The organism is Pseudomonas lyxosi, assembly GCF_047758685.1.
GTDB classification, from domain to species: Bacteria; Pseudomonadota; Gammaproteobacteria; order Pseudomonadales; family Pseudomonadaceae; genus Aquipseudomonas; species Aquipseudomonas lyxosi.
In genome coordinates this window covers 6,639,075-6,665,695 of the sequence record NZ_CP180481.1, presented here as the reverse complement: position 1 = coordinate 6,665,695, position 26,621 = coordinate 6,639,075, and the positions used below count along the sequence as shown (strand labels likewise).

Sequence of the window (26,621 nt, the reverse complement as noted above, 5' to 3'; positions counted from 1 at the left end):
ATGCTGCTGTTAACGCTGGATTTCGCGATCGCGATCCAGTTCGTAAGGCAGGTCGAGCAGGTGCAGGGCTGGCCCTTCGAGCGCGCCCAGATGGATATCACCCCCTTCAGCTGCTTCGGCTTGCAGCACGGCCAGGAGTTCAATATTTTTCCCGGCGTTGGCGGCCAGCACCACTTCGCCGATAGAGCTGCCGTGGGTAGGGGAAAACAATTGTGTGCCAGGTTCAGGCAATTCGCTGGCATCCAGCGTCAGGCGATACAAGCGGCGCTTGAGTTTGCCCAGGTACTGCATGCGCGCGACGATTTCCTGGCCGGTATAGCAACCTTTCTTGAAACTCACGCCACCCACGGCTTGCAGATTGAGCATCTGCGGGATGAACAGTTCGCGAGTACTCGGCATGACCTGACCGATCCCTGCGCGGATCTGGCCCAACAGCCATTGATTCAGATCGCCTTCGGCCAATACGGCGGACAGTTTGCCCTTGATGAGGTCGGTCTGGTCGGCGGCGACCCAGAGTTCGGCGCGGTCCGGCGAGACGCGAATGGCGATCAAGTCGTCATTGCGCGCGACGCTGTCGGTGTCGGCCGGAAGATCAAGACCGAGGCTGATCAGTGCCACATCGTCATGGTCGATGCCGAAGCGGACCCAGGCGGCGCTTTCGTCGGTCAGTTTGGATTTGGAAAACACCGCGTACTTTTTCAGGTCCGCCAGTTGCGGTTCCAGCAATTCGGTGGCCATGGCCATCAGAACGCCGTCGCCTTCCAGCAGGATGCGGAAACTCGACTGCATCCGGCCCTTCTGTGTGCAGCGGGCGCCGAGGCTGGCCTGGGTGTCACTCAGGTAATTGAGGTTGCAGGTCAATTGGCCTTGCAGGAATTTACTGGCATCCGCGCCGCGTACTGCGAGAACGCCTTCGTGAGACAGGGTGCAGAAAAAAGCAGAATCGGCCATGGGTCATCGCAGGGTAAAGAGTCTGGAGGACATCATAAGGGGGCGCTCTTGAAATGGGTAGTTCACAAAGGATCGTTGGTGGCCGACCAAAGCCGAGTGTTCGACTGTGCCTGGGGCTGTATACTTGCCGCCTATTTGAGGAGCGCTCCATGGTCGAAGATGTTGAACTGAATCGCCTCTACTGGCACAGCCGCCGCGGCATGCTTGAGCTTGACGTGTTGCTGGTACCGTTCGTGAAAGAGGTCTATCCGCACCTCAATGACGTCGACCGCGATTGCTACCGCAGGCTGCTCGAATGCGAAGATCAGGACATGTTCGGCTGGTTCATGGAACGCGCCGAATCGGAAGATCCGGAGCTTCAGCGCATGGTTCGCATGATCCTGGATCGTGTCCAGCCCAAGTAATGCGTTCGAATGCCGCTGGCATGCCTCACGGCAATTGCTGGCGGCGTATCTTCTGGCCCAGCTGTTCGCGCTGGGTTCGCTGTACCTTCTCTCTATACCGGTCTGGGCCAGTCTGCTCGGCGCTTTTTGCTGTCTGGCTCACGGCGCTTGGGCGTTACCGCGACAGATTCTGCTGACACACCCAAGGGCATTTCGCGGCTTGCGTCGCAATGCCGATGGCTGGCAATTGTGGAATCAGGAGGAGGGTTGGCAATCGGTGCAGCTACGACCGGACAGCCTGGCGCTACCTTTGCTCGTTGTACTGCGTTTTCGTCTGCGAGACGAACGGAGGGTCAGATCAATCTGCGTTCCCCGCGACTCGCAGGCGGCGGATCTGCACCGGCGCCTGCGGGTTCGGCTCACGTTCAGTCGACGTAGGTGGGCGGCACCAGAATAGTGTCCAAGGCAACCGGCAGCATATTTGGATAGTCGAGGGTGTAATGCAGGCCGCGACTCTCCTTGCGTTCCATGGCTGACCGAATCATCAGTTCGGCCACTTGGGCCAGGTTACGCAGTTCGATCAAGTCCCGACTGACCTTGTAGTTGCTGTAGAACTCGTCGATTTCGTCCAGCAATAACCGCACGCGGTGCTGTGCCCGTTGCAAGCGCTTGTTGGTGCGCACAATGCCGACGTAGTCCCACATGAATCGCCGCAGTTCGTCCCAGTTGTGCGCAATGATCACGTCCTCATCGGAGTCGGTGACCTGGCTCGCATCCCAGACGGGCAGGGCGATCGGAATCGAAACCTGCGGCAGTTGCTCAAGAATGTCCGCCGCCGCCGAACGCGCGTAAACGAAACACTCGAGTAACGAGTTGCTGGCCATGCGGTTGGCGCCGTGCAGGCCGGTGAAACTGGTTTCGCCAATGGCATATAGCCCCGGCACATCGGTGCGACCCTGTTGATCGACCATCACGCCGCCGCACGTGTAGTGCGCCGCCGGAACCACCGGAATCGGTTGTTTGGTGATGTCGATGGAGAATTCGAGGCAGCGTTCGTACACCGTCGGGAAGTGAGTCTTGATGAACGCTTCCGGTTTATGGCTGATGTCCAGATAGACACAATCGACGCCCAGGCGCTTCATTTCATGGTCGATGGCCCGGGCGACGATGTCGCGGGGGGCCAGTTCGGCGCGAGGGTCGAAGCGTTGCATGAAACGTTCGCCGTTGGGCAGCTTCAGGTGTGCGCCTTCGCCGCGCAGGGCTTCGGTGATCAGGAAACTCTTGGCTTGCGGGTGATACAGGCAAGTGGGGTGGAACTGGTTGAATTCCAGATTCGCCACCCGGCAGCCCGAACGCCAGGCCATGGCAATGCCATCACCGCAGGCGCCGTCGGGGTTGCTGGTATAGAGATAGACCTTTGCTGCGCCGCCCGATGCGAGGATCACAAAGCGAGCACCGTAGGTGTCGACTTCACCGGTCCCGCGATTGAGGACGTAGGCGCCGAGGCAGCGATCGCCTTCAAGGCCCAGGCGCTTTTCGGTGATCAGGTCGATCGCGACCCGCTGTTCCAGCAGTTCGATGTTCGGTCGTTGCCTGGCCTTGTCGAGCAAGGTTCTGAAAATCGCTGCGCCCGTGGCATCGGCGGCATGGATGATGCGCCGATGGCTGTGACCGCCTTCGCGGGTCAGGTGGAACTCGAATCCGCCATCTTCGGTGCCGGACTGTTCATCGCGCGTGAAAGGCACACCTTGGTCGATCAGCCATTGAATCGCCTCTTTACTGTGCTCGACGGTAAAGCGCACGGCGTCTTCGTGGCACAGGCCGCCGCCAGCATTGAGGGTGTCATCGACATGTGATTCAACGGTGTCGGTGTCATCCAGGACGGCAGCGACGCCACCCTGGGCCCAGAAAGTCGAGCCATTGGCGAGGTCGCCTTTGCTCAGTACGGCGATGCGCAAATGACCGGGCAAGGTCAGCGCAAGGCTCAAGCCGGCAGCACCGCTGCCAATTACCAGAACATCGTGTTGAAACTGTTGGCTCATTTCAGGATTCCGCTCAAAGCGACCCGGGTCGGGGTTGGCGCAAGACACCTGGATCGGCGAGTCAAGACAGCCACACAGCCCACTAGTATATAGAGGGGGGGAGCGGCACAATAGCGAGCGCACATGGCATTGTGAAACTACTGTGACGGAAAATACCTGACGCTTCGTCGGATGGTTTTTCGGCCGGTTAGGCGACAAGACGACTGTATCAACGATTTAACAGTCTTTTTCTATTCACGGTTGCACAATGTCGGTTCTGCGCAGCTATAAATATTTGGAACTTTTGCCAAAGGCCCAAGATCAATAGACCGTTGCCTGATTCAAGGGACAGTGTCGGCTTCAACGCGGGATCTGTGATTTGATCCTTGCCGGCGAATCCGATGACAAGATTATTCGCGCAGCCGGGTTAACCCGCGCTGCGCTTTTCGTGCGTGCCAAATCAGAGCCCGCAGGAAACTTGCTTGGAGGGGGAGAACTTTTGCGAAAAGCCCGAGTCTATGTTTGCAAGTCTGGTCGTTTAGTTATGCAAGCCTCCTCCGAGCTTATCGAGGAGTGTTCATGCTAACCCAGGAAGAGGATCAGCAGCTGGTCGAACGCGTTCAACGCGGCGACAAGCGAGCTTTCGATCTGCTAGTGCTGAAATACCAGCACAAAATTCTCGGGTTGATCGTGCGTTTCGTGCACGACACCCATGAAGCCCAGGATGTGGCGCAGGAAGCCTTTATCAAGGCGTACCGTGCACTTGGAAATTTTCGCGGGGACAGCGCGTTTTATACGTGGCTTTACCGCATCGCCATCAACACGGCGAAAAACTATTTGGTTTCACGCGGCCGTCGGCCGCCGGATAGCGATGTCAGTTCCGAAGATGCAGAGTTCTACGATGGCGATCATGGCCTCAAGGATCTCGAGTCGCCAGAGCGTGCATTGCTGCGGGATGAGATCGAAGGCACCGTCCATCGAACCATCCAGCAACTTCCAGAAGATTTGCGTACGGCTTTAACTTTACGTGAATTCGATGGTCTGAGTTACGAGGACATTGCAGCAGTCATGCAATGTCCGGTGGGTACCGTGCGCTCCCGGATTTTCCGCGCTCGGGAGGCCATCGATAAAGCCCTGCAGCCGTTGTTGCAGGAAAACTGAGACAGCGGCGACAGCCAAGAGAGGAACGCCATGAGTCGTGAAGCCCTGCAGGAATCGCTGTCCGCAGTGATGGATAACGAAGCGGACGAATTGGAATTGCGTCGGGTATTGAATGCCTTTGACGATGTTGAAACCCGTGATACCTGGGCTCGTTATCAAATCGCTCGGGCAGTTATGCACAAGGATTTGCTGCTTCCACGTCTGGATATCGCTGCGGCAGTCTCTGCTGCGCTGGCTGACGAAGCTGTACCTGCAAAAGCCTCCCGTGGTCCATGGCGCAGCCTGGGTCGTCTGGCGGTCGCTGCTTCGGTAACCCTCGCTGTACTGGCAGGTGTTCGCCTGTATAACCAGGACGAGATCGCTGGGGTCGAACTGGCTCAACAATCCAGTCAACCAGGTCTGGCCGTTCCTCAGGTCAAGGGTCCAGCTGTATTAGCAGGCTACAATGAGAGTTCGGAAGCCACTGGCCCTATGGCCAACGGCGTATTGCAAGGTCAGCCAGGGTGGCACGATCAGCGTCTGCCAGGCTACTTGCGCCAACATGCTCAACAGGCTGCACTGAAAGGTACTGAGAGCGCTCTGCCTTACGCTCGTGCAGCAAGTCTGGAAAACCGTTAAGGAGGATCATGCGCGCCATCCCTCTACTTACGCTTCTGCTCGGTGGCTGGTTTGTTGTTCCAGCCCATGCTGATGAAGCCCAGGACTGGTTGACCCGTCTGGGCCAAGCCGAGCAACAGCAAAGCTTTCACGGTACATTCGTCTACGAGCGTAACGGTAGTTTTTCTACCCATAACATCTGGCACCGCGTCCAGGATGGCAAGGTCCGCGAGCGTTTACTCCAGCTCGACGGCTCGGCACAGGAAGTCGTGCGCATTGATGGGCGTACTCAATGCGTCAGCGGCATTCTGATAGCAGGGCTTGGAGATTCCCCCAGCTCCTCTGCTCGTACACTCGATCCACAAAAGCTAAAGAATTGGTATGACCTTGCCGTCATTGGCAAGTCGCGTGTGGCCGGGCGTGCGGCAGTGATCGTTTCACTGACACCTCGCGATCAACACCGCTACGGTTTTGAATTGCATCTGGATAAAGAAACCGGTCTGCCTCTCAAATCATTGCTTCTGAATGAGCGAGGGCAGTTGCTGGAGCGATTCCAGTTCACGCAACTGGATACCGCCGATGTTCCGTCCGACAGTGACTTGCAGCCTGGCGCCGATTGCAAAACTATTGCCCTCGACAGTGACAAGGCATCTGCAGTCAAGGCAGCGCAAGTATGGCGTTCGGACTGGTTACCACCTGGTTTCGAGCTGACCAGCAGTACCTCCCGCAAAGATCCAGAGACCAAAACCCAAGTCAACAGTCTGATGTATGACGATGGTCTGGCCCGTTTCTCGGTTTTCCTTGAGCCGTTGAATGGCGCAACAATTACTGACACTCGCACCCAGTTGGGGCCGACCGTTGCAGTTTCCCGACGCTTGACTACCCCGCAAGGCGAAATGATGGTGACCGTGGTCGGTGAGATTCCGATTGGCACCGCTGAACGGATTGCGCTATCCATGCGCAGCGACGCCACTGCAACCAAGTAGTGAGCTGAAATCGAAATGTTTGGTGAGCATTTCAACTTGCAAATATCCCCGATTTTTTCTATAGGTCAGAGCCCCTCGGCTCTGGCCTTGTTTGTTGTTCCCGGAACAAAAATACCGGCGTATCGTTCCCGGTGTTCCTTGCTCCATATTGCTTAACCATGCTCGTCGTAACGGGAGCCGTATGTCGATACCACGCTTGAAGTCTTATCTCTCTATTTTTGCCACCGTGCTGGTGCTTGGTCAGGCGGTCGCTGTTCAGGCGGCCGAGTTGCCTGACTTCACACAGTTGGTCGAGCAGGCCTCGCCCGCGGTGGTGAACATCAGTACCACGCAGAAACTGCCGGACCGCAAAGTGTCGAGCCAGGAGATGCCTAACCTTGATGACTTGCCACCAATGCTGCGCGAGTTCTTTGAGCGCGGCATGCCGCCACAGCCTCGTACGCCACGCGGTGATCGTCAGCGCGAAGCCCAGTCCCTGGGTTCGGGCTTCATCATCTCGCCTGATGGCTACATCCTGACCAACAACCATGTAATTGCCGATGCCGACGAAATTCTCGTTCGTCTCGCCGACCGCAGCGAATTGAAGGCCAAGCTGATCGGCACCGATCCACGTTCCGACGTGGCGCTGTTGAAAATCGAAGGCAAGGATCTGCCGGTCCTGAAACTCGGCAAATCCCAGGATCTGAAAGCCGGCCAGTGGGTCGTGGCGATTGGCTCGCCATTCGGTTTCGACCATACCGTGACCCAAGGTATTGTCAGCGCCATCGGTCGCAGCCTGCCGAACGAAAACTATGTGCCGTTCATCCAGACCGACGTGCCGATCAACCCGGGTAACTCGGGTGGTCCGCTGTTCAACCTGGCTGGTGAAGTGGTCGGCATCAACTCGCAGATCTACACCCGTTCCGGCGGCTTCATGGGCGTGTCGTTCGCGATCCCTATCGATGTCGCGATGGACGTTTCCAATCAGCTCAAAAGCGGCGGAAAAGTCAGCCGTGGCTGGTTGGGTGTAGTGATTCAGGAAGTGAACAAGGACCTGGCCGAGTCGTTCGGTCTGGATAAGCCAGCCGGTGCGCTGGTGGCTCAGATCCAGGATGACGGCCCGGCCGCCAAGGGTGGCCTGCAAGTAGGTGACGTGATCCTGACCATGAACGGTCAACCGATCGTCATGTCCGCCGATCTGCCACACCTGGTAGGTGCGCTGAAGGCCGGCTCGAAAGCTGATCTGGAAGTGATTCGTGAAGGTAAGCGCAAGAATGTCGAGTTGACCGTCGGCGCTATTCCGGAAGAAGGCAAAGAGCTGGATGCGCTGCCGAAATCTGCCACCGAGCGCAGCAGCAATCGTCTGGGTGTTTCCGTGGTCGAACTGACTGATGAGCAGAAGAAAACCTACGACCTCAAAGGCGGCGTCGTCATCAAGGAAGTCCAGGACGGTCCTGCTTCTCTGATTGGCCTGCAGCCAGGCGACGTGATCACTCACCTGAACAATCAGGCAATCGGTTCCACCAAGGAGTTCACCGATATCGCCAAGGCGCTGCCGAAGAACCGCTCGGTGTCGATGCGGGTTCTGCGTCAAGGACGTGCCAGCTTCATCACCTTCAAACTGGCTGAATAATCCGGTTGTTGGTTGAATAAAAAACCGCCTCGAAAGAGGCGGTTTTTTTATGTCTGAAATTTTTTCTGACAAGCGTCAGCCCATCATGTCCTTGATCATGCGCTCTTCCTCCATCAGCTCACGTTGCCTTGCATCGATCCGCGACGACAGCGGGAAGTTGGTACCTGCCTTGCGCTTGGCGAAGTCCAGCTGCTGAATGGCCTGGCGGTAATCCCCGACCAGGGCGAAATACTCGGCGCGGGCCTGATGCAGGCCGATGATGTTGCCTGACAGACCGCGAGTCTCGGCCACCATGTACCAGACGTCCGGATCGTCCGGACGGCTCTTGAGCAGATTCTCCAGTGCTTTTTCCGCTTCGGGCGCGCGGTTCTGCTTGAGCAGCAGATCGACTCGCACCGAATTCAGCGGATAGTTACCTGGGTACTGAGTAAGCATCCGGTCAACCCGGGACTGGGCGTCCGGCAGGCGATTGTTGGTGATGTCCAGATCGACCTGCGCCAGGTTGTAGATGATCTCGTTCGGCGACTTGGCCAGCAGCAACTTGAGGTTTTCCCGTGCTTCATTCAACTGGCCGCCCTTGATCTGGGCGATGGCCAGGCCATAGCGAGCGACATCATTTTTCGGGTTTTCATCAAGCTGGGCGCGAAAGCGTTTGGCGCCCAGGCCTGGGGTTTCTTCATAGATCAACTGGACCCGTGCACGAATCAGCTGATAACGCATCGTGTCTTCGATGCCGCCGGGTTTTGCCTGTTCGGCGCGGTTACGGGTGTCCGCAATCCGCGACTCGGTCACCGGGTGAGTCAGCAGAAATTCCGGTGGCTTGGCGTCAAAGCGGTATTGGCGCGCCAATCGCTCGAACATGGTCGGCATCGAGCGCGGGTCGTAACCGGCCTTCTCCAGATTGAGGATGCCGATGCGGTCAGCTTCCTGTTCGTTCTGGCGCGAGAAACGCCGCTGTTCCTGAATGGCCGCCGCCTGCGTACCCGCAATGGCCGCGATCCCGGCATCACCGGCGCCAGCTGCGGCAATCACGATCCCGGCCAGCAGCGCGGCCATCATCGGCACCTGCATGCGCTGTTGGGCTTCGACGCCACGGGCGAAGTGGCGCTGCGACAAGTGAGCCAATTCGTGAGCGAGTACGGAGGCGTATTCGCCTTCGGTCTGGGCATTGAGGAACAAGCCGCCGTTAACCCCGACAATGCCGCCCGGTGCCGCGAAGGCGTTGAGTTGCGGGCTGTTGATCAGGATGAATTCCAGGCGCCGGTCATTGACCTGGCTGGTCTCTACCAGCCTGTAGACGCTGGATTCGACGTAGTCCTTGAGCTGTGGATCGTTGAGCTGCGAAACCTGGCTGCGCAACAGCGCCAGCCAGGCACGGCCCAACTGGTGTTCCTGTTGCGGCGAGACGATGGCAGAACTGGCGTCGCCGAGTGACGGCAGGTCGTCGGCGAAGCCCGGTGAGGCGAGCAGGCAAGCGAGCGTCAGCAGGGTAGGGCGCAAAAAAGTCATGCACAAAGCCTTAGTCGACAAAGACCTTACTGTAGCCGGACACTACGCTTCGGACCAGATATTCTAGCCGCTCGACCACCTGACCCCGGAGTGATGCAATGACCGACGCTGTAGCCCATGACGCCGAGCTCGACGCCAGCGGCCTGAACTGCCCCTTGCCGTTGCTCAAGGCCAAGATGGAGCTCAATCGACTGGCCAGCGGCGCAGTGCTGAAGGTAATTGCCACCGATGCGGGCTCGCAGCGCGACTTCCGCACCTTTGCCCGATTGGCCGGTCATACGCTGCTTCGTGAAGAAGATGACGCGGGTGTTTACCGCTACTGGTTGAAAAAAGCCTGAATTCTGCTGCGTTCGTTTCTAAGGATTATTGATGTTCAAGGTGTTACGCGACTGGATTCAGCGCTACTTCTCCGATGAAGAAGCCGTTGTGCTGGCGGTCCTGCTGTTTCTGGCGTTTACCGCCGTGCTGACGCTGGGCGGCATGCTTGCACCCGTGCTGGCCGGGATGGTGCTGGCGTATCTGATGCAAGGGTTGGTCGTCACTCTCGAACGCCTGCGCATGCCGGGCGGGGTGGCGGTGGGGTTGGTCTTTGCGTTGTTCATGGGGCTATTGCTGGTGTTCATCGTGGTTGTGGTGCCGTTGCTCTGGCATCAGTTGATTACGCTGTTCAACGAGTTACCCGGCATGCTCGCCAAATGGCAGTCGCTGTTATTGCTGCTGCCCGAGCGCTACCCGCATCTGGTATCCGATGAGCAGGTGCTGCAGGCCATCGAAGTGGCGCGGGGTGAGATTGGCAAGTTCGGTCAGTGGGCGCTGACGTTCTCGCTGTCGAGTCTGCCGCTGTTGGTGAACATCATGATCTACCTGGTGCTGGTGCCGATCCTGGTGTTTTTCTTTCTCAAGGACCGAGAGATGATTGGTCACTGGGTGCGTGGTTACCTGCCCCGTGAGCGGGCGCTGATCACCCGCGTCGCTCACGAGATGAACCGGCAGATCGCCAATTACATTCGCGGCAAGGTCATCGAGATTTTCATTTGCGGTGGCGTGACCTACATCGGTTTCGTTGTTCTGGGGCTGAACTACGCGGCGCTACTGGCATTACTGGTGGGCGTGTCGGTGGTGGTGCCTTACGTCGGCGCAGTGGTGGTGACCGTGCCGGTCATGCTGATTGCGCTGTTCCAGTGGGGCTGGAGCGATCAGTTCATCTATTTGATGGCGGTCTACGGGATCATCCAGACACTGGACGGCAACGTGCTGGTGCCGCTGCTGTTCTCGGAAGCGGTCAATCTGCATCCGGTAGCGATCATCTGCGCGGTGTTGTTGTTTGGCGGGCTGTGGGGGTTTTGGGGCGTGTTCTTTGCGATTCCGCTAGCAACCCTGTTCAAGGCTGTGCTGGACGCATGGCCGCGCAAAGAACCGGTGGTGGCGCCGCTGTTGTAAGGAGTCTGTGGGGCGGGCTCCCACAGACGTCAACGATCAGGCCTTGTTCAGCGCCTGAGCCGCAGCCAATACCGCATCCACATGGCCCGGCACCTTCACACCGCGCCATTCCTGACGCAGCACACCGTCCTTGTCGATCAGGAACGTGCTGCGATCAACGCCCATATATTCTTTGCCATAGAGCTTTTTCAGCTTGATCACGTCGAACTGCTGGCAGAGCGCTTCTTCCTTGTCGCTGATCAGCTCGAAGGTGAACGCCTGCTTGGCCTTGAAGTTTTCGTGTGATTTAAGGCTGTCGCGGGACACGCCGAACACTTCAGTGTTGGCGGCTTTAAAGGCGTCGAGCTGGTCGCGAAAGCCCTGACCCTGAGTGGTGCAGCCTGGCGTGCTGTCCTTCGGATAGAAGTAAATCACCACCTGCTTGCCTTTGAGGCTCGCGAGGTTGACGGTCTGCCCGCTGGTGGCGGGTGCTTCGAAGTCGGCAACCGGTTGGTCGATGGCAACGGCCATGAAAGCTTCCTTACATTGGGTTTTGTGGGCGCCACGGTTCGATCAGGGCATCCAGGTTCAGCGCGTCGGCGAAATCCAGGAACTGATCGCGCAGCCAGCTGATTTGAACACCGGCCGGCAAGGTCACGGTAAACGTGGCGTTGAGCATGGTGCCGCCGGTTTGCGGAGCCTGATAGGTGTCGCAGGTCAGGTTCTCCAGCTCGACGTTGTGGTCCATGAAGAACTGGCACAGCTCGTTGATGATGTCCGAGCGGTAAGCCGAGCTGACATAAGCGACGTATGGCAGGGCCTGGGGACGATTCTCCAGCGCCGCGCTGCGTACCACATTGACCGTAAAGGCGTGCTTCTTGGCGAGACTCGGCAGGCTGCCTTCGAGGCGCGCCAAGGCGTCCCAGCTGCCGGAGATCTCGAGGATCAACGCACTGCACTCGCCATGGCGCGTCAGGCGAGAGGTGACCACGGCGCAGCGGTTTTCATGGCTGGCGCGGCACAGGACGTTAGTCAGCTCCATGGGGTTGGCGCCGAGGGCACTGATGACAAGGAATTGTTCGCGAACTGTGGGGGTGGACATGCAGCATTCCTAAAGCGATGAGCGGTCGATACTTCTACGGGCTTTTTTTACCGGGAGCGAGCCTGCGGATGCGAATTCAAAAAACCCGAGCCGCAAGGTTGCAACGTGCTCCAGAGTGGCAAGAGCGAGGGGTGGCAACGCTGGATCGGGGCTTGTGATGCCGAAAATGGAGGCTGGAACCCGGCGTACGAGCTTATCAGTACCGATCAAAGTCTGAAGGGTAGCGAAAAGCAGCGCCAAGGGGAATGGCAGCAGCGCAGTACTTCGCTTGTACAAGCATCTTGGCGCCAGTACCATTACCGCTCTCTTTTTCCGGCAGGAGCGGTTGCATGATTGCGGGCAGTATGGTGGCACTGGTCACACCCATGGATGCACAAGGTCGTCTCGACTGGGACAGCCTGAGCAAACTGGTGGACTTTCACCTGCAAAACGGCACCCACGCCATCGTGGCGGTCGGCACCACAGGTGAATCGGCCACCCTTGACGTGAACGAGCACATCGAAGTGATTCGTTACGTGGTGAAGCAGGTTGCAGGGCGCATTCCGGTGATCGCCGGTACTGGCGCCAACTCGACGCGCGAAGCCATCGAGCTGACCACCAATGCGAAGACCGCCGGCGCCGATGCTTGCCTGCTGGTGACGCCGTATTACAACAAGCCGACCCAGGAAGGCTTGTACCAGCACTTCAAGGCCATCGCCGAAGCCGTCGACATCCCGCAGATCCTTTATAACGTGCCCGGCCGTACGGCGTGCGACATGCTAGCCGAAACCGTGATCCGCCTGTCGACCGTGAAAAATATCATCGGCATCAAGGAAGCCACCGGCGACCTGTCCCGTGCCAAGGCCATCATCGACGGCGTGAGCAAAGACTTCCTGGTGATCTCCGGTGACGACGCCACCGCAGTCGAGCTGATCCTGCTTGGCGGCAAGGGCAACATCTCGGTGACCGCCAACGTTGCGCCGCGCGACATGGCCGACCTGTGCAACGCTGCTCTGAAAGGCGACGCCGTGACGGCCCGCGCGATTCACGAAAAGCTGATGCCGCTCAATAAAACCCTGTTTATCGAATCCAACCCTATCCCCGTGAAATGGGCACTGCATGAAATGGGCTTGATGCCGGACGGTATCCGTCTGCCGCTCACCTGGCTCAGTGCTGCCTGTCACGAACCGCTGCGGCAGGCCATGCGCCAGTCCGGCGTCCTGGTTTAATTGAGGAAGTACTACGCATGAAGCGATTGGCCGGACTTTCCGCACTTGCCTTGATCATCTCCAGCACCAGTGGCTGCGGATGGGTCTGGGGCCCGGAAGGTTATTTCCGTGACCGCGGTAGCGATTACCTGGAAGCGCAACAGACTGCACCCATGCAATTGCCGCCGGATGTCAGCACCGCCAAACGTCTGGATCCGCTGTTGCCGATCCCGCGCAACGTGGCCGATGACACCGTCAAGGGCGAGTACATCGTGCCTCGTCCGCAGCCGTTGTCGGCCGGGGCCGGGGCCGACGCCAGCGCCTACTCCCTGCAAAAGACCGGTGATTCGCGTTGGATCGTCGCTCAGAACCCACCGGCCGAAGCCTGGCCAGTGGCCGTGCAGTTCTTCCAGGACAACGGTTTCCGTCTGGACGAACAGCGTCCGCAAACCGGCGAATTCACCACCACCTGGCAGCATTCCGACGAACTGTCCGCAGCGATGGCCAAGCGCCTGAGCGCAGCCGGTGTCGGCGCCGACAGCGAAACCCGCGTGCGGGTCCGCATCGAGCCTGGCGTGCAGCGCAACACCAGTGAAATCTACGTGGTCAGCGCCGAGCGTCCTGCCGGCAGCACCGCCGACGTGGCCTTCACCAACCGTTCGGTCAACACTGGCCTGGACGCGGCACTGGTCGACGACATGCTCGCAAGCATGAGCCGCACCTCGGAGAAGGGCGGTTCGGTCTCCATGCTGGCTTCGCGTGACTCCGATACACCAAGTCGTGTCAGCCTGAGCGAAGACGGCAGCGGTAACCCTGTCCTGAACGTCGGCACCGATCTGGATCGTGCCTGGTCGAGCGTCGGTCGTGCGCTGGAACAGGGCGAATGGCGCGTAGAAGACATCAACCGCAGCCTGGGTCTGTACTACATCAACCTGGCCGAAAAAGCCGAGAAGAAGGACGAGAAGCCTGGTTTCTTCAGTGGTCTGTTCGGCAGCAAGCCGGACAAGGAAGAAGTTGAAGCCCGTGCCGAGCGTTATCAGGTTCGCCTGAGCAAGGTTGGCGACAACGTCCAGGTCACCGTCGAGAAAAACATCAACACCGTGGCGCCAGCAGACGTGGCGCGCAAAGTGTTGAGCGTGATTCAGGACAACCTGGGCTGATCACATGCGTTTTGCCGTTCTCGGCAGCGGTAGCCAAGGGAACGGCACGCTGATAGCCAGCGCTGACACGTATGTGCTGGTGGATTGTGGTTTCTCCCTGCGGGAAACCGAAAAACGCCTGCTGCGCCTGGGTGTGAACCCTGCGCAGCTGAGCGCGATACTCGTGACCCACGAACATGCCGACCACGTGCATGGCGTGGGTTTGCTGTCTCGGCGCTACAATCTGCCTGTCTACCTCAGTCGCGGGACCCTGCGCGGGATGCGCAAACCGATTGAACCGGCTGGCCTTCTGGCTGGCGGCGAGCAACTGCAGATCGGCGCACTGAGCATCGGCGTCATTGCCGTCGCCCATGATGCACAGGAGCCGACGCAATATGTCTTCAGTGACGGTGAGCGGCGTTTTGGCCTGTTGACGGACCTGGGCTCGTATTGCAACAAGGTGCTGGACGGCTATCGGGATCTCGATGCGTTGATGATCGAGTCCAACCATTGCCGTGACATGCTGGCTCGCGGTCACTATCCGTACTTTCTCAAGCAACGGGTAGGCGGTGAACTGGGGCATTTGAACAACCATCAGGCGGCATTCCTGGTGTCCGAGTTGGGCTGGCAAGGCCTGCAACACCTGGTCCTGGCCCATCTGAGCAGCAAGAACAACCTGCCGCAGCTGGCCCGGCAATGTTTTGTCGACACCCTCGGGTGCGACCCGGACTGGCTGCAACTGGCCGATCAAGATTCAGGGCTCGACTGGCGACACATCGCCTAGCCCACCTACTTAGCAAGCGGAGCCCATCATGGAAAAACGTGAAGAACTCTACCGCGGCAAAGCCAAATCGGTTTTCAAGACCGACGACGCTGACCGCTTGATCCTGCTGTTTCGCAACGACACTTCGGCGTTCGACGGCAAGCGCATCGAGCAGCTCGACCGCAAAGGCATGGTGAACAACAAGTTCAACGCCTTCATCATGCAGAAACTCGAAGCAGCCGGCGTGCCGACCCAATTCGACAAACTGCTGGGCGACAACGAATGTCTGGTGAAGAAACTCGACATGATCCCGGTCGAGTGCGTCGTGCGTAACTACGCCGCCGGCAGCCTGGTCAAGCGCCTGGGCGTCGAAGAGGGCATGAAGCTCAACCCTTACACCTTCGAACTGTTCCTGAAGGACGACGCCAAGGGCGACCCGTTCATCAACGAATCCCACGTCGTGGCATTCGGTTGGGGCACCGCCGAGCAACTGGTTCGCATGAAAGAACTGTCGCTCAAGGTCAACGAAGTCCTGAGCAAACTGTTCGACGACGCCGGCCTGCTGCTGGTCGACTTCAAACTGGAATTCGGCGTGTTCTCCGACGGTTCCATCGTCCTGGGCGACGAATTCAGTCCGGACGGCTGCCGTCTGTGGGACAAGGCCACCGGCAAGAAAATGGACAAGGACCGCTTCCGTCAGGGCCTCGGTGACGTTATCGAAGCCTACGAAGAAGTCGCCAATCGTCTGGGCGTACCGCTTTAATCGACGCAAGCATCTGATAGCACGGAAAAATTTCGCTTAGGGGGTTCGCTTCCGGCAAAAGTGTTGTTATGATGCGCGCCGTTGGAGAGATGCCAGAGTGGCCGAATGGGACGGATTCGAAATCCGTTGTACCTTCACCGGTACCTAGGGTTCGAATCCCTATCTCTCCGCCATTATTGAATAAGACTAAGCCCCTGAAATTGTTAAAGATTTCAGGGGCTTTTTCGTTTCTGGCGTTTCGTTTAGGGCAAATTTGCCGCCTGTGCTCTTTGCTATCGAACCTGAACTCTCGCCTGGATCACCCACAATCCCAGCAAAGTCAGAACAGCAAAGCCGCCACCCATCAAGAAAGTGCCTTGGAAGCCTACCGTGTCCCACAACGCCCCAGCGATGACGCTGGCCAGCAGCAAGGTCAACCCGGTCAACAGATTGAACATGCCAAATGCCGTCCCGCGCAGTTCAGCCGGCGCGCAATCGGCGATCAGTGCGGCGAATATCCCTTGGGTAAACCCCATGTGCAGCCCCCATAGAACGACGCCGACGACCAGGCCATCGATACCCGGCGCGAACGCCAGAGTCAGGTCGGCAGCAATCAGCAATATCAGACCTACGCCGAGCACCGCCACGCGGCTGACACGATCAGACAAGGCACCGGCGGGATAGGCTGACAGTGAGTACGCCACGCTCATCAGGACAAGCACCGCTGGCGCCCACATCGGCGCCAGCCCGACGGCCTGACCGCGCAGAATCAGAAAGGCTTCGCTGAAGCGCGCCAGGGTGAACACCGCAGCGACACCCACCACCCACCAGTAGCCAGCGCCCAGTCGGGCTAATTCCCGCCGGCTCAAAGGCGCACGCACCCGGCGCGCTCCTTCCACTTGTTTGGGCTCATGAACGAACACCAGCAGCACCGCGACGGCAAGGAAGGCCGGGATGACGGCCACCCAGAACACAGTCTGGAAGTGGTTTGCGGTTAGCCACATTAATCCGATCGCCAGCAACGGTCCCAGGAATGCACCAACGGTATCCAGAGTTTGCCGCAGGCCGAAAGCTGCCCCCTGTATCGCGGACGGCGTGATGTCGGCCACCAACGCATCGCGCGGGGCGCCGCGAATACCTTTGCCAATGCGGTCGATAAAGCGCGCCCCGATCAGCCAGTCCAGCGAGCCCGCCAAAGGAAAGATCGGTTTGGACAGCGCCCCCAGCCCATAGCCCAGCGCCGCGAGCAGTTTTCGCTTGCCCAATCGATCACTGAGTGCCCCGGAGAATACCTTGGTGATCGAGGCCGTAGCCTCGGCTATGCCTTCGATCAGACCCACCGCCAAAACGGAGGTACCCAGTACGGTGACCATATAGAGCGGCAACAATGCATGGATCATCTCTGAAGAGATGTCCATCAGCATCGAGACGAAGCCCAACGCCCAGATGCCGCCAGGCATGGTGCGCCAGACATTCCCGGTTGACGCCTTCTTGATTGGCGCAGTAATCGAAGTGTCACCCGACTTGTCAGTAGTTTTCATCATGATCCTCGAAAACCTGTTTTGGTGTAGGCCTCTAATTGCGCCTCGCCCCCAGCCGCCGCGTGGCCGCTACCTCCGCCAACATACGCTGTATCGATGAGTGATTTCGATCAAGCAGTTGCGCAATCTGCTGAAGAGAGTCGCCTTTCTGCCGGCGATGGCTTTCGATGTAACCCCGGTCATTAGCTATCATGCAATACAGAGCAAATCACCGGATGACGGGGGCGTGCATGAACAGATGGCGACGGATTTGGGTGTTTGTGAAGCTGGTGGCAGCATTTGCGGCTTGCCTGACCGTTGCTGTTCAGGCTTTTAGCTACATGTTGGAAAGCCCCGATGCAGCGCAGATGCACCCTTTGAGCATTTTGGTTGTTGGACTGATCTTTGGCTTCATCACCTATGGAATCCTTTCACTGATTGAAAGGGCTGTACGGGGTTTCCTGCCCCATCCTGACCCAGTCACCACCGCTGTCGCGTCTCAACCTCAAACAGAACTTGAGGAAGATGCCGTGCTGATGGAAGAACAGCCTTTGGCCCTGTCAGCTGACGATTCAACTCAGCAGAAAAATCAGTGAACAGTCGCGTCGGACCAGACAGCACCGCAGCGTAAGAAAAATATGCCTCTTCAAGGGAAAAGTTACTCAGCGCAGTCACCCAATTTACCGGCCCCCGAATCTATTGGTCGTCCCGCCAATCAAGGCTGGATCTGCGAAACATCCCCTGACATTGAAAGACTCTGCCTCAAAAAAAACCTCATCTACTCTGGTTTCGCAGATCACTGATCTGCCGTCATCAGCAATCGCAAGGAGCGAGCAATGTATTTTGAGATTTACAGGCAAACCCGTGGCATCGCACAGACCGGCAAAGGTCAATGGCGGTGGCGTTTGAGGGCGGGAAACCATGAAACGATTGCCAGCGGGGAGGCTTACGTCAACAAGTCTGATTGTGTGCATGCCATCAGTTTGATCAAAGGGACCCACGATCAGACCCCGGTCAAGGAAATCTAGGCTTCAGGCGGTGAAGCTGCTCAGTCAGAGCAGCTTCGTTCCAACGGGCGGTCTTACGGTTATGAATCCGCTGCCTGAGTCCGGTTTAAACGCAAACTGCTTGAGTCGCATAGACGCCGATTGCGACAGCTACCTAAACTGTCAGCAGATTTGGGAGCGGGGTCAGTGGATGAATCGTAACGAACTACGCAAGGCCGACATCAACCTGATGGTGGTGTTTGAAACGCTGATGCTCGAACGCAACGTCACCCGGGTGGCGGAGAAGTTGTTTCTCGGCCAGCCGACCATCAGTTCTGCGCTCAATCGCTTGCGCACGATGTTCAACGATCCACTGTTCATACGTGTCGGGCATCGTATGGAGCCGACGGCGCGGGCCGAGGAGATTATTCTGCACCTGTCTCCGGCGCTGGATTCGTTGTCGGTGGCGTTGAGCCTGACCCATGATTTCGACCCCGCCAGCAGCACCATGACCTTTCGTATCGGACTGTCGGACGATGTCGAGTTTGGCCTGCTACCGCCGTTGCTGCGCGCCTTGCGCCAGGAAGCACCGAAGGTGGTGTTCGTGGTGCAACATGTCGATTACTGGCGGATTCCGGATTTGCTGGCGTCCGGCGATATCACCGTTGGTATCAGCCAGACCCGCGGGCTGCCGGCCAACGCCAAGCGCAAGTTATTGCGGCACATCCTTCCCAACATTTTGCGCGCGGACGCATCGGACACACCGCTAACACTCGATGAGTATTGCGCGCGACCACACGTGCTGGTTTCCCACACCGCCAATGTCAGTGGCTACGCCGATGAGTGGCTGGCGGAGATTGGTCGTACGCGCCAAGTCGTCCTTTCCGTGCCGCAATACAGCTCGCTACCGGCCTTGCTGGCCGGGACCGATCTGATCGCCAGTCTGCCGGATTACGCCGCCGAAGCGATGGCCGCGTCCGGCCTGCTGTTCAAGGAACCGTTCCCGTTCAAGACGCCGACCCTGGATCTGTCGATGGTCTGGCTCAGTCATGTCGATACCGACCCCGCCGAGCGCTGGTTGAGGTCGCGGCTGGAGGCGTTTATGAGTGAACGCGCGGTTTTACCGCCCGAGTGAGCAGGGCGATGCTGTGTTATATGTACGACCTTTCTGTCCACTTTCAGGAGCTCAGTCATGCCTCACCTGCACATGGAATACACCGCCAACCTGCCCGAGCTCAATGCCGACGTGGCGTTGATCCGGCTCAACAATGCGTTGGTGGCCTCCGGTCAGTTTGCTGCCGAATACGACATCAAGAGCCGAGCGGTGAAGGTTGAGACGTTCAAGGTCGGTACGGTGTCAGGTGAGCGAGCCTTTGTGCATGTGAAACTGGCACTGTTGAGCGGTCGCTCACCGCAGATCAAGAAGCAGTTGTCCGAAAGTTTGCTGGCCGTGGTGCAGGAGCTGTGTGATTGGCCGGCGAACATTGGAGTCCAGCTGGCCGTGGAAATCCTCGACATCGATCGAGAGTCCTACACCAAGATAGCCATCAGCCACTGAGTTTCAGGCCATTTCCTGCTCGGTGCAGGCCTTGACCACTTGCTCGCGCAGCCAGGTGTTGGCGCTGTCCTGATCGACATTCTGGCTCCACTGCATGTCGAGGCTGAACCCCGGCAAGCCGTTGGGCGCTTCGCAATGATTGAAGATCGCGTCGTTGGCCAGCAATTGCTGGATACGCCGAGGCAGGGTCAGGATGAAGTCGGTACCGGTAATCATCTTCAGTGCCGCGCTGTAGCTGTTGGAGCGCGCGATGATCTGCCGTTTTTGCGCCTGCTGCGCCAGCCAGCCGTCGACCATGTTGGTGGTGGAAGTCCAGGGTGTCGGGAACACGTGCCGGCGTTCGACGAAGGCTTGCAGGCTTAAACGCGGCTCCGGTGGTGTGGCACGTTTATCGAAGACACAGACCAGGTCATCCTCCAGCAACATCCGGGAATTGAAATCGCCGTGACTGCGATGAAAGTTCGGGCCGAAGCAAATTACCAGGTCGAGGCTGCCGTCGCGCAGTTCTTCGGCCGGGATGTCGGTTTCGAACTTGTGCATGTTGATCATCACTGGCAGGTCGGCGAAATCGAAGCTTTTCAACAGACGCGGCAGGATCAACTGCTCGAAGTATTCCGGTGCGCAGATATTGAAGGTGACTGGTTGCAGGGTGGGGTCGAATGCTGGTGCACCGGCGTGACACAGGTTGATGCTTTCGAGGATCTTCAGCACGTGGGCGTACATGGTGCTGGCTTTGTAGGTGGGGCGCATACCCGCGCGGGTATTGATGAACAGTTCGTCTTCGAAACTGGTGCGCAGCTTTTTCAGGCAGTAACTCACGGTGGACTGGCTGACGCAGAGCGCCTCGGATACACCGCTGACGCTGCTTTGCTCATACACGGCGATAAATACCATGAGGTCCTGCATATCGAGCTTTCTAAGCAAGTTACTGTTCAACATCCGTTTCGTCTCGCTGTGCTCCTTGCGCTGACTGTGCGCAAACTTGTGCGAGTGATCCTAACGGAACGATGGTGCCAGGAGAATGCCTTGTAGGAGTTTTCATGGAAAGTTGTGGGGCAATTCCAGAGGCCTTCAGCCCTGAACGGCTGCTGGCACCCCGCGGCGGCTGGACATCAGCAGTGCCCACATACCGACTCCCACCAGCAGCGCACCGATGATTTCCAGCGGCAGTGGCGACTGACGTAACCAGAGCCAGTGAAACAATGTGAGGAACAGCGTGCTCAGGTAAATGTAGGAAATGACCGAGGAAGGGGCGATAACGCCGATGGCCCGATGCAGCAGCCAGAAGGTCGCCAGGGTGGCGAACACCGCCAGGTAAATCAGCCACCAGAAATCGCTCACGGTCAGCAATGACGCCGATCGCCAGCCGCCGCTGAACCCACAGAATGCCAGCAGAAACAGTGCGCCGAACAGCATGTTCCAGAAAGTCATGCCCACCGGGCCGCGACCCTTGAGGCTGCTGGCCTTGAGCCGTTGACTCAGGGGCGAGTAGAGCGCCATCGCCAGGCAACCGACGCCATACACCGACACTGCATACAGCGACGGCAGGTCACCAGGGCCTGCGCCTTTCAAAACCAGCAACACGGCTCCGGCAGCGGCAATCAGCATCGGCAGCACCCGCTGTTTCAGGTTGCTGTCGGGCATCAATACGGCTTCGAACAGCAATGTCAGCAGTGGCACCAAAGTGAACATCGTTCCGGTATAGACGGCCGAGGTGTAGCGCAGTGCCTCGAACAACGAGCCGAAATACACCGCCAGCAGTAAGCCGAGCACGGCATGGCCGAACAGTCCGCGGGCGGTCATGGCGGTATCGCCCTTGATCAGCAGCAGCGGCAAAAACACCAGGGCGCAGAACAGCAGGCGAAAACCGGTCAGCAGGATCGGGTCAATGGCCTGGCTGACCTGTGCTGCCGCAGAAAACGATGCAGCGATCAACAGTGCCCAGAGCAACATGCCGACGTGAGCGGCGGCGGAACCGGTGTGTTTCATGGTGGGGTGTCCGGGTCAGTGGATGTGTCGGGCGTAATGCCGCGGATCGAAGCGCAAGACCATCAGGATCATCAGTGCCATAACGCCGGTCAGTGACCACCAGGCCCATTCGAAGCTGCCGAGCTGATCGCGGATCAACCCGGCAATCAGCGGCGAGAGACCAGCGATCAGGTAGCCGATGCCTTGCACGAACGCGGTCAGGCCGCCGGCACGCTGGGGATTGTCCAGATGATCCAGGGACACGATCAGGCTCATCGGGAACAGTCCGCCGATGCCGAGCCCCAGCAGACATGGCCACAACAGAGTCAGGTGTTGCGGGCTGAGAACAAGCCCGCAGAAACCGGCCATGATCAGCGCCAGCAACACCACCAGCACCACGCGCCGGTCACGGCTGCGGTTGGCGATGGCCGGTGTCAGCAGGCCGGACAACACTTCCATGGCGGTCAAGAAACCCAGCAGCAACCCGGCGTTTTGTTCGCTCCAACCCTTTTCCACGTAGTACGGCGCCAGCCAGGCCAGCACACAGGTGTAGGACGCAGTGCCCAGGCCGAAGAAGATGGCGAGCAGCCAGGCGCGGGAATTGCCGAAGAAGGACCCATTGCGTTGCGCTTGAGCAGGCTGTGTTGGCATCCGTTCACGTTGCAGGCACCAAAACAGCAGCGCTACCAGCGCCAGCGCCGCCCAGATCGCCAGGCCTACACGCCAGCTGCCGGTGCGGATCATCACCAGCGGCGCAAACGACGCCGCAATCGCTGCGCCGCCCATGATCGACGTGACGTAGAGCCCCATGCACAGGGAAACGTTGTCGCTGAAGCGGGATTTGATCAGCGCCGGCATCAATGCCTGGATCAGCGCGATACCGATACCCGCCAGCACGGCGCTGAGGATCAGTTCGGCCGCCGAATCGAGGAATAACCGCGACACCGTGGCCACGCTGATGATCAGCAGCGAGAGCACCACGGTGCGTTGTTCGCCGATTCGTTGGCTGACGCTCAGCCCAACGAACATCGCCAGCCCCATCGCCATCACTGGCAGCATGGTCAACAGCGACGCCAGGCTGAAACTCAGTGCAATGTCGCCGCGAATCGCCGACAGCAAAGGACCGACGGCGGCCATGGAAGGCCGCAGGTTCAGGGCGACAAGAATGATGCTGAACATCAGCCAGAGGGCGGGGCGAGAGGTTGCGCGAACGTTTTCCATCTATCGGACCTTGAATGACAAGGAGCCGATTAGGCGCGCGAGGCCTACGGGTCGCAAATCAGAAAGTCCTGAGCAGTATTTAGAAATTAAATACAAAACTTCTGTGGGAGCGGGCTTGCCCGCGATAGCGTACTGACAGTCGACATAGTCGCTGAATGTGAAACCGCCATCGCGGGCAAGCCCGCTCCCACAGGCGATGCAGTGTTTGGTAGATGTTGTTCACACTTGATCCGTCTGTGAATGTTTAGCCAACCTGCAACCAAGGTTCTTCAAATCCCGATTTAACGACTTAACCTCCCGTGTGACGCTGCCGGTCATCTGTTCTCTGCGGTTTTATCTATGGACGGTTGTCCCGTCGCACTTCCCTCCGAATTAGCCTTTTGGGCGCTGTGGCACTGCCGTCACGCGCGCCCACCGGATTCCTGCATTTCCCGTTGATTGTTCTTACAGGTCCCGCGCTATGCGCCGGGATCAAAGCGGCGACGCCTGTGCGTTTGCCTGACGCGGAAATAAGAGAATTCCCATGAGTGTTGCCACGACATCTTTCGCCTCCAAGCAAGAAGCCCTGACCTTTCTGGAACAGAACCCGGATATCGAGATGTTCGAGTTGTTCATCCTCGATAACAACGGTGTACCGCGGGGCAAGTTGCTGCATCGCGATGAACTGCTGGCGGTGTACGAAAGCGGGCGGCCATTGCCGAGCACCATTCTTGGCCTGACCATCAATGGCGATGACGTGGAAAACTCCGGCCTGGTCTGGGACGTTGGCGATATCGACTGCCGGGCGTACCCGATCAGCGGCAGTTTGACGCGCATGCCGTGGCGGCTGATTCCTACGGCGGCGGTGCAGGTCAGCATGCACCCGAAGGAGGGGATGCCCGCGACGATTGCCGATCCACGGCATCTGCTGGCGAAAGTGATCGAAGATTTGCAGGCCGACGGTTATTACCCGGTGATGGCGGCGGAGCTGGAGTTCTACCTGCTGGATCAGCAGCGCGACGGCAACGGTCGGCCGCAACCGGCGCGAGATGTCGATGGCGGGCGACCGCGGGGCACTCAGGTCTATGGCTTGCGTGAACTGGAACAGATCGAGCCGTTTCTGGCCGATCTCTACAGCGCCTGCAAACTCCAGGGCATTCCGGCGCGCACGGCGATTTCTGAATACGCGCCGGGGCAAGTGGAAATCACCCTCGAACACCGCACCGACGCCTTGCAGGCGATGGACGAGGCGGTGCGCTACAAACGACTGGTCAAGGGCGTGGCGCATAAGCACGGGATGACGGCGTGCTTCATGGCCAAACCGTTCGATGACCTGGCGGGCACTGGCATGCACATGCACGTCAGCCTGGCGGACAAGGAGGGCAACAACCTGTTCGCCAGCGAAGCCCCGGACGGTACGCCGTTGCTGAAACAGGCGGTCGGCGGGATGCTCAGTACGTTGCTCGATTCATTGCTGCTGTTCTGTCCGAACGCCAACTCTTACCGTCGCTTCCAGACCAACAGCTATGCGCCGCTGGCACCCACGTGGGGCGTGGACAATCGCACCGTGAGTTTGCGCGTGCCCGGCGGGCCAGCGTTTTCCCGGCATATCGAACACCGCATCTGTGGCGCCGACGCCAACCCGTATCTGGCGGCTGCGGCGATTCTGGCCGGGATCCATCGCGGTATTCGCGAACAACTCGATCCCGGTGCGCCGGTGGAGGGTAATGGCTACGCCCAGGCCACGGAACTGTTGCCGACTGACTGGCTGACCACGTTGCGGGCGCTGGAAGGTTCGAGCTGGGCGCGGGAAGCGTTCGGCGGTGAGTTCCTCGGCGTGTACCTGGCGGTAAAACGTGCCGAGTACCGACAGTTCATGGGCGAAGTCGGCGAGCAGGACTGGCGTTGGTATTTGCATCAAGCCTGAACAGAACCTGAACCATTCTCAAATAAGTTAAAGGTTTTGGCCTGGCGCCATGAGCCAACTAATCGTTGGCTTCTTTTTCACGAAAAATTGATGGTTGGCTGCCTAAAATTAGTGCTGTCGCGGTAAATGAAATTTTCACATTTACCGAAGGCACTTCTTTTCAGGAACAGCCGATCATCATGTTGAAGATTAAAGCCGTGCGCCCCGAGTGGGTGACACTGATTGCCAGCGCCTTTCTATTAACGGGCTTCAATCTTGTTCTCTGGCAACACCTGTTTGAAATCACGGCATCGGACGGTCAGGGCATCGTCATGCGCGTGGCTTTCGGCTTGATGATCCTGGCTGCCTTCAACATTGTGCTGACCCTGCTGGCTTTCCGGCCCGTGATGAAACCGGTCCTGACGCTGATCTTCATGGTCAGTGCTGGTGTGGCGTACTTCATGAGTCAATATGGTGTTTTGATTGACACCGGCATGTTGCGTAACTTTGCTCAAACCAATGCGACGGAAGTGCGTGACTTACTCTCGATCAAGTTGCTTGTCTATATTGTTTTGCTCGGTGTTTTGCCGTCCTGGTTGTTATGGAGGACGCCGGTTAGTTACCGTCGCTGGCACCGTGAACTACTCAGTAAAATTCTCGTGAGTGCCGCATCAGTTGCTGTGATCGGTGGTGTCGCACTGGTTAACTATCAAGGCTTGTCCTCATTGTTGCGCAATCATCATGAGTTGCGCCTGATGGTGGTGCCGAGCAACTACATCGGCGCCTCGGCCGGCTATCTGCGTGAGCAGGTCGCCTCTGCGCGGCAACCCTTCGTCAAACTGGGCGAAGATGCCCAGCGGGATCCTGCCTGGCAAACCCACGGCCGCAAATCCCTGACCGTGCTGGTGGTGGGCGAAAGTGCCCGGGCCGAGAACTTCGGCATCCTGGGGTATGACCGTGACACCACCCCCAAACTGGATAAAGAGGCCGGCTTGATCGCGTTCACCGACGTGCATTCCTGCGGGACGGAAACAGCGGTGTCGGTGCCGTGCATGTTCTCCGACATGGGCCGCAAGAATTACAACGCCAGCAAGGCAAAGAACCAGGAAGGCCTGCTGGATGTACTCAAACGCGCGGGGCTCGACGTGATCTGGCGCGATAACCAATCGGGCTGCAAAGGCACTTGCGATCGGGTCACCCTCGACGACGTCAGTAACCTGAAAGACCCGGTGCTGTGTGCCAATAGCGAATGCCGCGATGAAATCCTGCTGCAGGGTTTGCAGCACTTCATCGATACCCTGGATAAAGACACGGTACTGGTGTTGCACCAGATGGGCAGTCACGGTCCGGAATACTTCAAGCGCTACCCGAAAGAATACGAGCGCTTCACCCCGGTTTGTGAAAGTAACGCCCTGAACAATTGCAGTCGCGAAAGTATCGTCAATGGCTACGACAATACCCTGGTGTATACCGACCACGTGCTGTCCACCCTGATCGATTTGCTGCGTAACAATCAGGACAAAGTCGACACCGCGATGCTCTATCTGTCGGACCACGGCGAATCCCTGGGCGAGTACAACTTGTTCCTGCATGGCACGCCTTACATGCTGGCGCCGGAACAACAAAAGCATGTCGCGATGCTGGCATGGTTTTCCGACAGCTATCAAAAGTCGTTCTCGGTGGACACCCATTGCCTGCAACTGAGTCGCGAAACGCCCTTGAGCCAGGACAACCTGTTCCATTCGATGCTCGGTTTGCTGGAGGTCAAGAGCAAGGTCTACAACCAGGACCTGGATATGTTTGCCGGGTGTCGCGGTGCGGTGATCGACGGCGTATTGGCCAAAGAGTGAGCGCTTCAACCTTTTTTTCACGCACCGGCGGCTAACCTGCGGCCGGTAGAGTTTCCCCCCG

General features: G+C 58.4%; 27 protein-coding genes, 1 tRNA gene and 1 pseudogene. 19 read left to right on the top strand and 10 right to left on the bottom strand.

Annotated elements, in window-relative coordinates; all coding sequences use genetic code 11:
* Positions 1-9: 9 nt before the first annotated feature.
* Positions 10-951 (bottom strand): YgfZ/GcvT domain-containing protein, encoded by a 942-nt coding sequence (locus ACMXYI_RS30620; RefSeq protein WP_415770844.1) that lies wholly within the window; start codon positions 949-951, stop codon positions 10-12.
* A gap of 149 nt (positions 952-1,100) precedes the next feature.
* On the opposite strand from ACMXYI_RS30620, the gene ACMXYI_RS30615 reads away from it, so the two are divergent.
* Entirely contained in the window at positions 1,101-1,355 is a 255-nt protein-coding gene (locus ACMXYI_RS30615) for a succinate dehydrogenase assembly factor 2 (protein ID WP_033054070.1), read from the top strand.
* Positions 1,339-1,791 (top strand): protein YgfX, encoded by a 453-nt coding sequence (locus ACMXYI_RS30610; RefSeq protein ID WP_415770842.1) that lies wholly within the window; start codon positions 1,339-1,341, stop codon positions 1,789-1,791. The genes ACMXYI_RS30615 and ACMXYI_RS30610 overlap by 17 nt, the downstream gene beginning before the upstream one ends.
* On the opposite strand, the gene nadB is transcribed toward ACMXYI_RS30610, so the two are convergent.
* Positions 1,760-3,376, bottom strand: a complete 1,617-nt coding sequence (gene nadB / locus ACMXYI_RS30605) for an L-aspartate oxidase (protein ID WP_415770840.1) — start codon at positions 3,374-3,376, stop codon at positions 1,760-1,762. The genes ACMXYI_RS30610 and nadB overlap by 32 nt on opposite strands.
* A 558-nt stretch (positions 3,377-3,934) precedes the next feature.
* Between nadB and rpoE the strand changes: the two genes are divergently transcribed.
* The 4 genes from rpoE (at position 3,935) to ACMXYI_RS30585 (ending at position 7,711) form a co-directional block, all read left to right on the top strand.
* Complete coding sequence (rpoE, locus tag ACMXYI_RS30600; protein WP_007944079.1) at positions 3,935-4,516, top strand: RNA polymerase sigma factor RpoE; 582 nt, start codon at positions 3,935-3,937, stop codon at positions 4,514-4,516.
* A 30-nt stretch (positions 4,517-4,546) separates the two neighbouring features.
* A complete protein-coding gene (locus ACMXYI_RS30595) occupies positions 4,547-5,134 on the top strand; it encodes a sigma-E factor negative regulatory protein (RefSeq protein WP_033054066.1) in 588 nt (195 codons plus the stop codon).
* A gap of 8 nt (positions 5,135-5,142) precedes the next feature.
* Positions 5,143-6,099, top strand: coding sequence for a MucB/RseB C-terminal domain-containing protein (locus tag ACMXYI_RS30590; protein ID WP_415770838.1), 957 nt, complete (start codon positions 5,143-5,145; stop codon positions 6,097-6,099).
* A 181-nt stretch (positions 6,100-6,280) separates the two neighbouring features.
* Positions 6,281-7,711 (top strand): DegQ family serine endoprotease, encoded by a 1,431-nt coding sequence (locus tag ACMXYI_RS30585; protein ID WP_415770836.1) that lies wholly within the window; start codon positions 6,281-6,283, stop codon positions 7,709-7,711.
* 75 nt (positions 7,712-7,786) lie between these two features.
* Here ACMXYI_RS30585 and ACMXYI_RS30580 read toward each other — a convergent pair whose 3' ends face one another.
* Entirely contained in the window at positions 7,787-9,220 is a 1,434-nt protein-coding gene (locus ACMXYI_RS30580) for a M48 family metalloprotease (protein WP_415770835.1), read from the bottom strand.
* Positions 9,221-9,318: 98 nt separating this feature from the next.
* Here ACMXYI_RS30580 and ACMXYI_RS30575 point away from each other — a divergent pair, with 98 nt between their 5' ends.
* Both ACMXYI_RS30575 and ACMXYI_RS30570 read left to right on the top strand, forming a co-directional pair.
* Positions 9,319-9,558, top strand: a complete 240-nt coding sequence (locus tag ACMXYI_RS30575; RefSeq protein WP_123366784.1) for a sulfurtransferase TusA family protein — start codon at positions 9,319-9,321, stop codon at positions 9,556-9,558.
* A 31-nt stretch (positions 9,559-9,589) separates the two neighbouring features.
* On the top strand, positions 9,590-10,660 hold the full coding sequence (locus tag ACMXYI_RS30570; protein WP_415770832.1) for an AI-2E family transporter: 1,071 nt from the start codon (positions 9,590-9,592) through the stop codon (positions 10,658-10,660).
* A 36-nt stretch (positions 10,661-10,696) separates the two neighbouring features.
* On the opposite strand, the gene ACMXYI_RS30565 is transcribed toward ACMXYI_RS30570, so the two are convergent.
* Together ACMXYI_RS30565 and ACMXYI_RS30560 are read right to left on the bottom strand one after the other, a co-directional pair.
* A complete protein-coding gene (locus ACMXYI_RS30565; protein WP_008153083.1) occupies positions 10,697-11,170 on the bottom strand; it encodes a peroxiredoxin in 474 nt (157 codons plus the stop codon).
* Positions 11,171-11,180: 10 nt separating this feature from the next.
* Entirely contained in the window at positions 11,181-11,741 is a 561-nt protein-coding gene (locus ACMXYI_RS30560) for a glycine cleavage system protein R (RefSeq protein WP_008034925.1), read from the bottom strand.
* A 329-nt stretch (positions 11,742-12,070) separates the two neighbouring features.
* On the opposite strand from ACMXYI_RS30560, the gene dapA reads away from it, so the two are divergent.
* From dapA to ACMXYI_RS30535, 5 genes are all read left to right on the top strand, one after another.
* Entirely contained in the window at positions 12,071-12,949 is an 879-nt protein-coding gene (dapA, locus tag ACMXYI_RS30555; protein WP_129441946.1) for a 4-hydroxy-tetrahydrodipicolinate synthase, read from the top strand.
* A gap of 17 nt (positions 12,950-12,966) precedes the next feature.
* Positions 12,967-14,088 carry an outer membrane protein assembly factor BamC gene (gene bamC / locus ACMXYI_RS30550; RefSeq protein WP_415770830.1) on the top strand — a complete coding sequence of 374 codons (1,122 nt, stop codon included), beginning with the start codon at positions 12,967-12,969 and terminating at the stop codon, positions 14,086-14,088.
* Between the two features lie 4 nt (positions 14,089-14,092).
* Complete coding sequence (locus ACMXYI_RS30545; protein WP_008153089.1) at positions 14,093-14,851, top strand: MBL fold metallo-hydrolase; 759 nt, start codon at positions 14,093-14,095, stop codon at positions 14,849-14,851.
* A gap of 28 nt (positions 14,852-14,879) precedes the next feature.
* On the top strand, positions 14,880-15,593 hold the full coding sequence (gene purC / locus ACMXYI_RS30540) for a phosphoribosylaminoimidazolesuccinocarboxamide synthase (RefSeq protein WP_008034929.1): 714 nt from the start codon (positions 14,880-14,882) through the stop codon (positions 15,591-15,593).
* A gap of 83 nt (positions 15,594-15,676) precedes the next feature.
* Positions 15,677-15,766, top strand: a tRNA-Ser gene (locus ACMXYI_RS30535).
* A gap of 99 nt (positions 15,767-15,865) precedes the next feature.
* Here ACMXYI_RS30535 and ACMXYI_RS30530 read toward each other — a convergent pair.
* Positions 15,866-17,032 (bottom strand): MFS transporter, encoded by a 1,167-nt coding sequence (locus tag ACMXYI_RS30530; RefSeq protein WP_415774001.1) that lies wholly within the window; start codon positions 17,030-17,032, stop codon positions 15,866-15,868.
* Positions 17,033-17,186: 154 nt separating this feature from the next.
* Positions 17,187-17,306, bottom strand: a pseudogene (locus ACMXYI_RS30525) (helix-turn-helix domain-containing protein); the annotation flags it as partial.
* Between the two features lie 37 nt (positions 17,307-17,343).
* On the opposite strand from ACMXYI_RS30525, the gene ACMXYI_RS30520 reads away from it, so the two are divergent.
* The 4 genes from ACMXYI_RS30520 (at position 17,344) to ACMXYI_RS30505 (ending at position 19,636) form a co-directional block, all read left to right on the top strand.
* On the top strand, positions 17,344-17,688 hold the full coding sequence (locus ACMXYI_RS30520) for a hypothetical protein (RefSeq protein WP_415770828.1): 345 nt from the start codon (positions 17,344-17,346) through the stop codon (positions 17,686-17,688).
* 240 nt (positions 17,689-17,928) lie between these two features.
* Complete coding sequence (locus ACMXYI_RS30515; protein WP_008074435.1) at positions 17,929-18,120, top strand: YegP family protein; 192 nt, start codon at positions 17,929-17,931, stop codon at positions 18,118-18,120.
* A gap of 169 nt (positions 18,121-18,289) precedes the next feature.
* Positions 18,290-19,213 (top strand): LysR substrate-binding domain-containing protein, encoded by a 924-nt coding sequence (locus tag ACMXYI_RS30510; RefSeq protein WP_415770826.1) that lies wholly within the window; start codon positions 18,290-18,292, stop codon positions 19,211-19,213.
* Positions 19,214-19,270: 57 nt separating this feature from the next.
* Positions 19,271-19,636 carry a 5-carboxymethyl-2-hydroxymuconate Delta-isomerase gene (locus ACMXYI_RS30505; RefSeq protein ID WP_415770824.1) on the top strand — a complete coding sequence of 122 codons (366 nt, stop codon included), beginning with the start codon at positions 19,271-19,273 and terminating at the stop codon, positions 19,634-19,636.
* Between the two features lie 3 nt (positions 19,637-19,639).
* On the opposite strand, the gene ACMXYI_RS30500 is transcribed toward ACMXYI_RS30505, so the two are convergent.
* The 3 genes from ACMXYI_RS30500 to ACMXYI_RS30490 all read right to left on the bottom strand — a co-directional run bounded on the left by ACMXYI_RS30500 (position 19,640) and on the right by ACMXYI_RS30490 (position 22,825).
* Positions 19,640-20,575 carry a LysR substrate-binding domain-containing protein gene (locus ACMXYI_RS30500; protein WP_415770822.1) on the bottom strand — a complete coding sequence of 312 codons (936 nt, stop codon included), beginning with the start codon at positions 20,573-20,575 and terminating at the stop codon, positions 19,640-19,642.
* A gap of 132 nt (positions 20,576-20,707) precedes the next feature.
* On the bottom strand, positions 20,708-21,625 hold the full coding sequence (locus tag ACMXYI_RS30495) for a DMT family transporter (protein ID WP_415770820.1): 918 nt from the start codon (positions 21,623-21,625) through the stop codon (positions 20,708-20,710).
* Between the two features lie 15 nt (positions 21,626-21,640).
* The gene (locus ACMXYI_RS30490; protein ID WP_415770818.1) at positions 21,641-22,825 is read right to left on the bottom strand and encodes a cyanate transporter; all 1,185 of its coding nucleotides are present in this window, start codon (positions 22,823-22,825) and stop codon (positions 21,641-21,643) included.
* 523 nt (positions 22,826-23,348) lie between these two features.
* Here ACMXYI_RS30490 and ACMXYI_RS30485 point away from each other — a divergent pair.
* Entirely contained in the window at positions 23,349-24,731 is a 1,383-nt protein-coding gene (locus tag ACMXYI_RS30485) for a glutamine synthetase family protein (RefSeq protein WP_415770816.1), read from the top strand.
* A 179-nt stretch (positions 24,732-24,910) separates the two neighbouring features.
* The gene (locus ACMXYI_RS30480) at positions 24,911-26,560 is read left to right on the top strand and encodes a phosphoethanolamine transferase (protein ID WP_415770814.1); all 1,650 of its coding nucleotides are present in this window, start codon (positions 24,911-24,913) and stop codon (positions 26,558-26,560) included.
* Positions 26,561-26,621 lie beyond the last annotated feature (61 nt).

Bases quoted from the DNA above. Each gene is read 5' to 3' on its own strand.
- ACMXYI_RS30615 (WP_033054070.1), top strand. From the start codon at position 1,101: ATGGTCGAAGATGTTGAACTGAATCGCCTCTACTGGCACAGCCGCCGC.
- ACMXYI_RS30590 (WP_415770838.1), top strand. From the start codon at position 5,143: ATGCGCGCCATCCCTCTACTTACGCTTCTGCTCGGTGGCTGGTTTGTT.
- ACMXYI_RS30570 (WP_415770832.1), top strand. From the start codon at position 9,590: ATGTTCAAGGTGTTACGCGACTGGATTCAGCGCTACTTCTCCGATGAA.
- ACMXYI_RS30565 (WP_008153083.1), bottom strand. From the start codon at position 11,170: ATGGCCGTTGCCATCGACCAACCGGTTGCCGACTTCGAAGCACCCGCC.
- ACMXYI_RS30620 (WP_415770844.1), bottom strand. From the start codon at position 951: ATGGCCGATTCTGCTTTTTTCTGCACCCTGTCTCACGAAGGCGTTCTC.
- dapA (WP_129441946.1), top strand. From the start codon at position 12,071: ATGATTGCGGGCAGTATGGTGGCACTGGTCACACCCATGGATGCACAA.
- ACMXYI_RS30495 (WP_415770820.1), bottom strand. From the start codon at position 21,625: ATGAAACACACCGGTTCCGCCGCCGCTCACGTCGGCATGTTGCTCTGG.
- ACMXYI_RS30510 (WP_415770826.1), top strand. From the start codon at position 18,290: ATGAATCGTAACGAACTACGCAAGGCCGACATCAACCTGATGGTGGTG.
- ACMXYI_RS30595 (WP_033054066.1), top strand. From the start codon at position 4,547: ATGAGTCGTGAAGCCCTGCAGGAATCGCTGTCCGCAGTGATGGATAAC.
- ACMXYI_RS30580 (WP_415770835.1), bottom strand. From the start codon at position 9,220: ATGACTTTTTTGCGCCCTACCCTGCTGACGCTCGCTTGCCTGCTCGCC.
- purC (WP_008034929.1), top strand. From the start codon at position 14,880: ATGGAAAAACGTGAAGAACTCTACCGCGGCAAAGCCAAATCGGTTTTC.
- ACMXYI_RS30545 (WP_008153089.1), top strand. From the start codon at position 14,093: ATGCGTTTTGCCGTTCTCGGCAGCGGTAGCCAAGGGAACGGCACGCTG.
- nadB (WP_415770840.1), bottom strand. From the start codon at position 3,376: ATGAGCCAACAGTTTCAACACGATGTTCTGGTAATTGGCAGCGGTGCT.
- rpoE (WP_007944079.1), top strand. From the start codon at position 3,935: ATGCTAACCCAGGAAGAGGATCAGCAGCTGGTCGAACGCGTTCAACGC.
- ACMXYI_RS30520 (WP_415770828.1), top strand. From the start codon at position 17,344: ATGAACAGATGGCGACGGATTTGGGTGTTTGTGAAGCTGGTGGCAGCA.
- ACMXYI_RS30515 (WP_008074435.1), top strand. From the start codon at position 17,929: ATGTATTTTGAGATTTACAGGCAAACCCGTGGCATCGCACAGACCGGC.
- ACMXYI_RS30490 (WP_415770818.1), bottom strand. From the start codon at position 22,825: ATGGAAAACGTTCGCGCAACCTCTCGCCCCGCCCTCTGGCTGATGTTC.
- bamC (WP_415770830.1), top strand. From the start codon at position 12,967: ATGAAGCGATTGGCCGGACTTTCCGCACTTGCCTTGATCATCTCCAGC.
- ACMXYI_RS30560 (WP_008034925.1), bottom strand. From the start codon at position 11,741: ATGTCCACCCCCACAGTTCGCGAACAATTCCTTGTCATCAGTGCCCTC.
- ACMXYI_RS30505 (WP_415770824.1), top strand. From the start codon at position 19,271: ATGCCTCACCTGCACATGGAATACACCGCCAACCTGCCCGAGCTCAAT.
- ACMXYI_RS30480 (WP_415770814.1), top strand. From the start codon at position 24,911: ATGTTGAAGATTAAAGCCGTGCGCCCCGAGTGGGTGACACTGATTGCC.
- ACMXYI_RS30500 (WP_415770822.1), bottom strand. From the start codon at position 20,575: ATGTTGAACAGTAACTTGCTTAGAAAGCTCGATATGCAGGACCTCATG.
- ACMXYI_RS30530 (WP_415774001.1), bottom strand. From the start codon at position 17,032: ATGCCTGGCGGCATCTGGGCGTTGGGCTTCGTCTCGATGCTGATGGAC.
- ACMXYI_RS30485 (WP_415770816.1), top strand. From the start codon at position 23,349: ATGAGTGTTGCCACGACATCTTTCGCCTCCAAGCAAGAAGCCCTGACC.
- ACMXYI_RS30575 (WP_123366784.1), top strand. From the start codon at position 9,319: ATGACCGACGCTGTAGCCCATGACGCCGAGCTCGACGCCAGCGGCCTG.
- ACMXYI_RS30585 (WP_415770836.1), top strand. From the start codon at position 6,281: ATGTCGATACCACGCTTGAAGTCTTATCTCTCTATTTTTGCCACCGTG.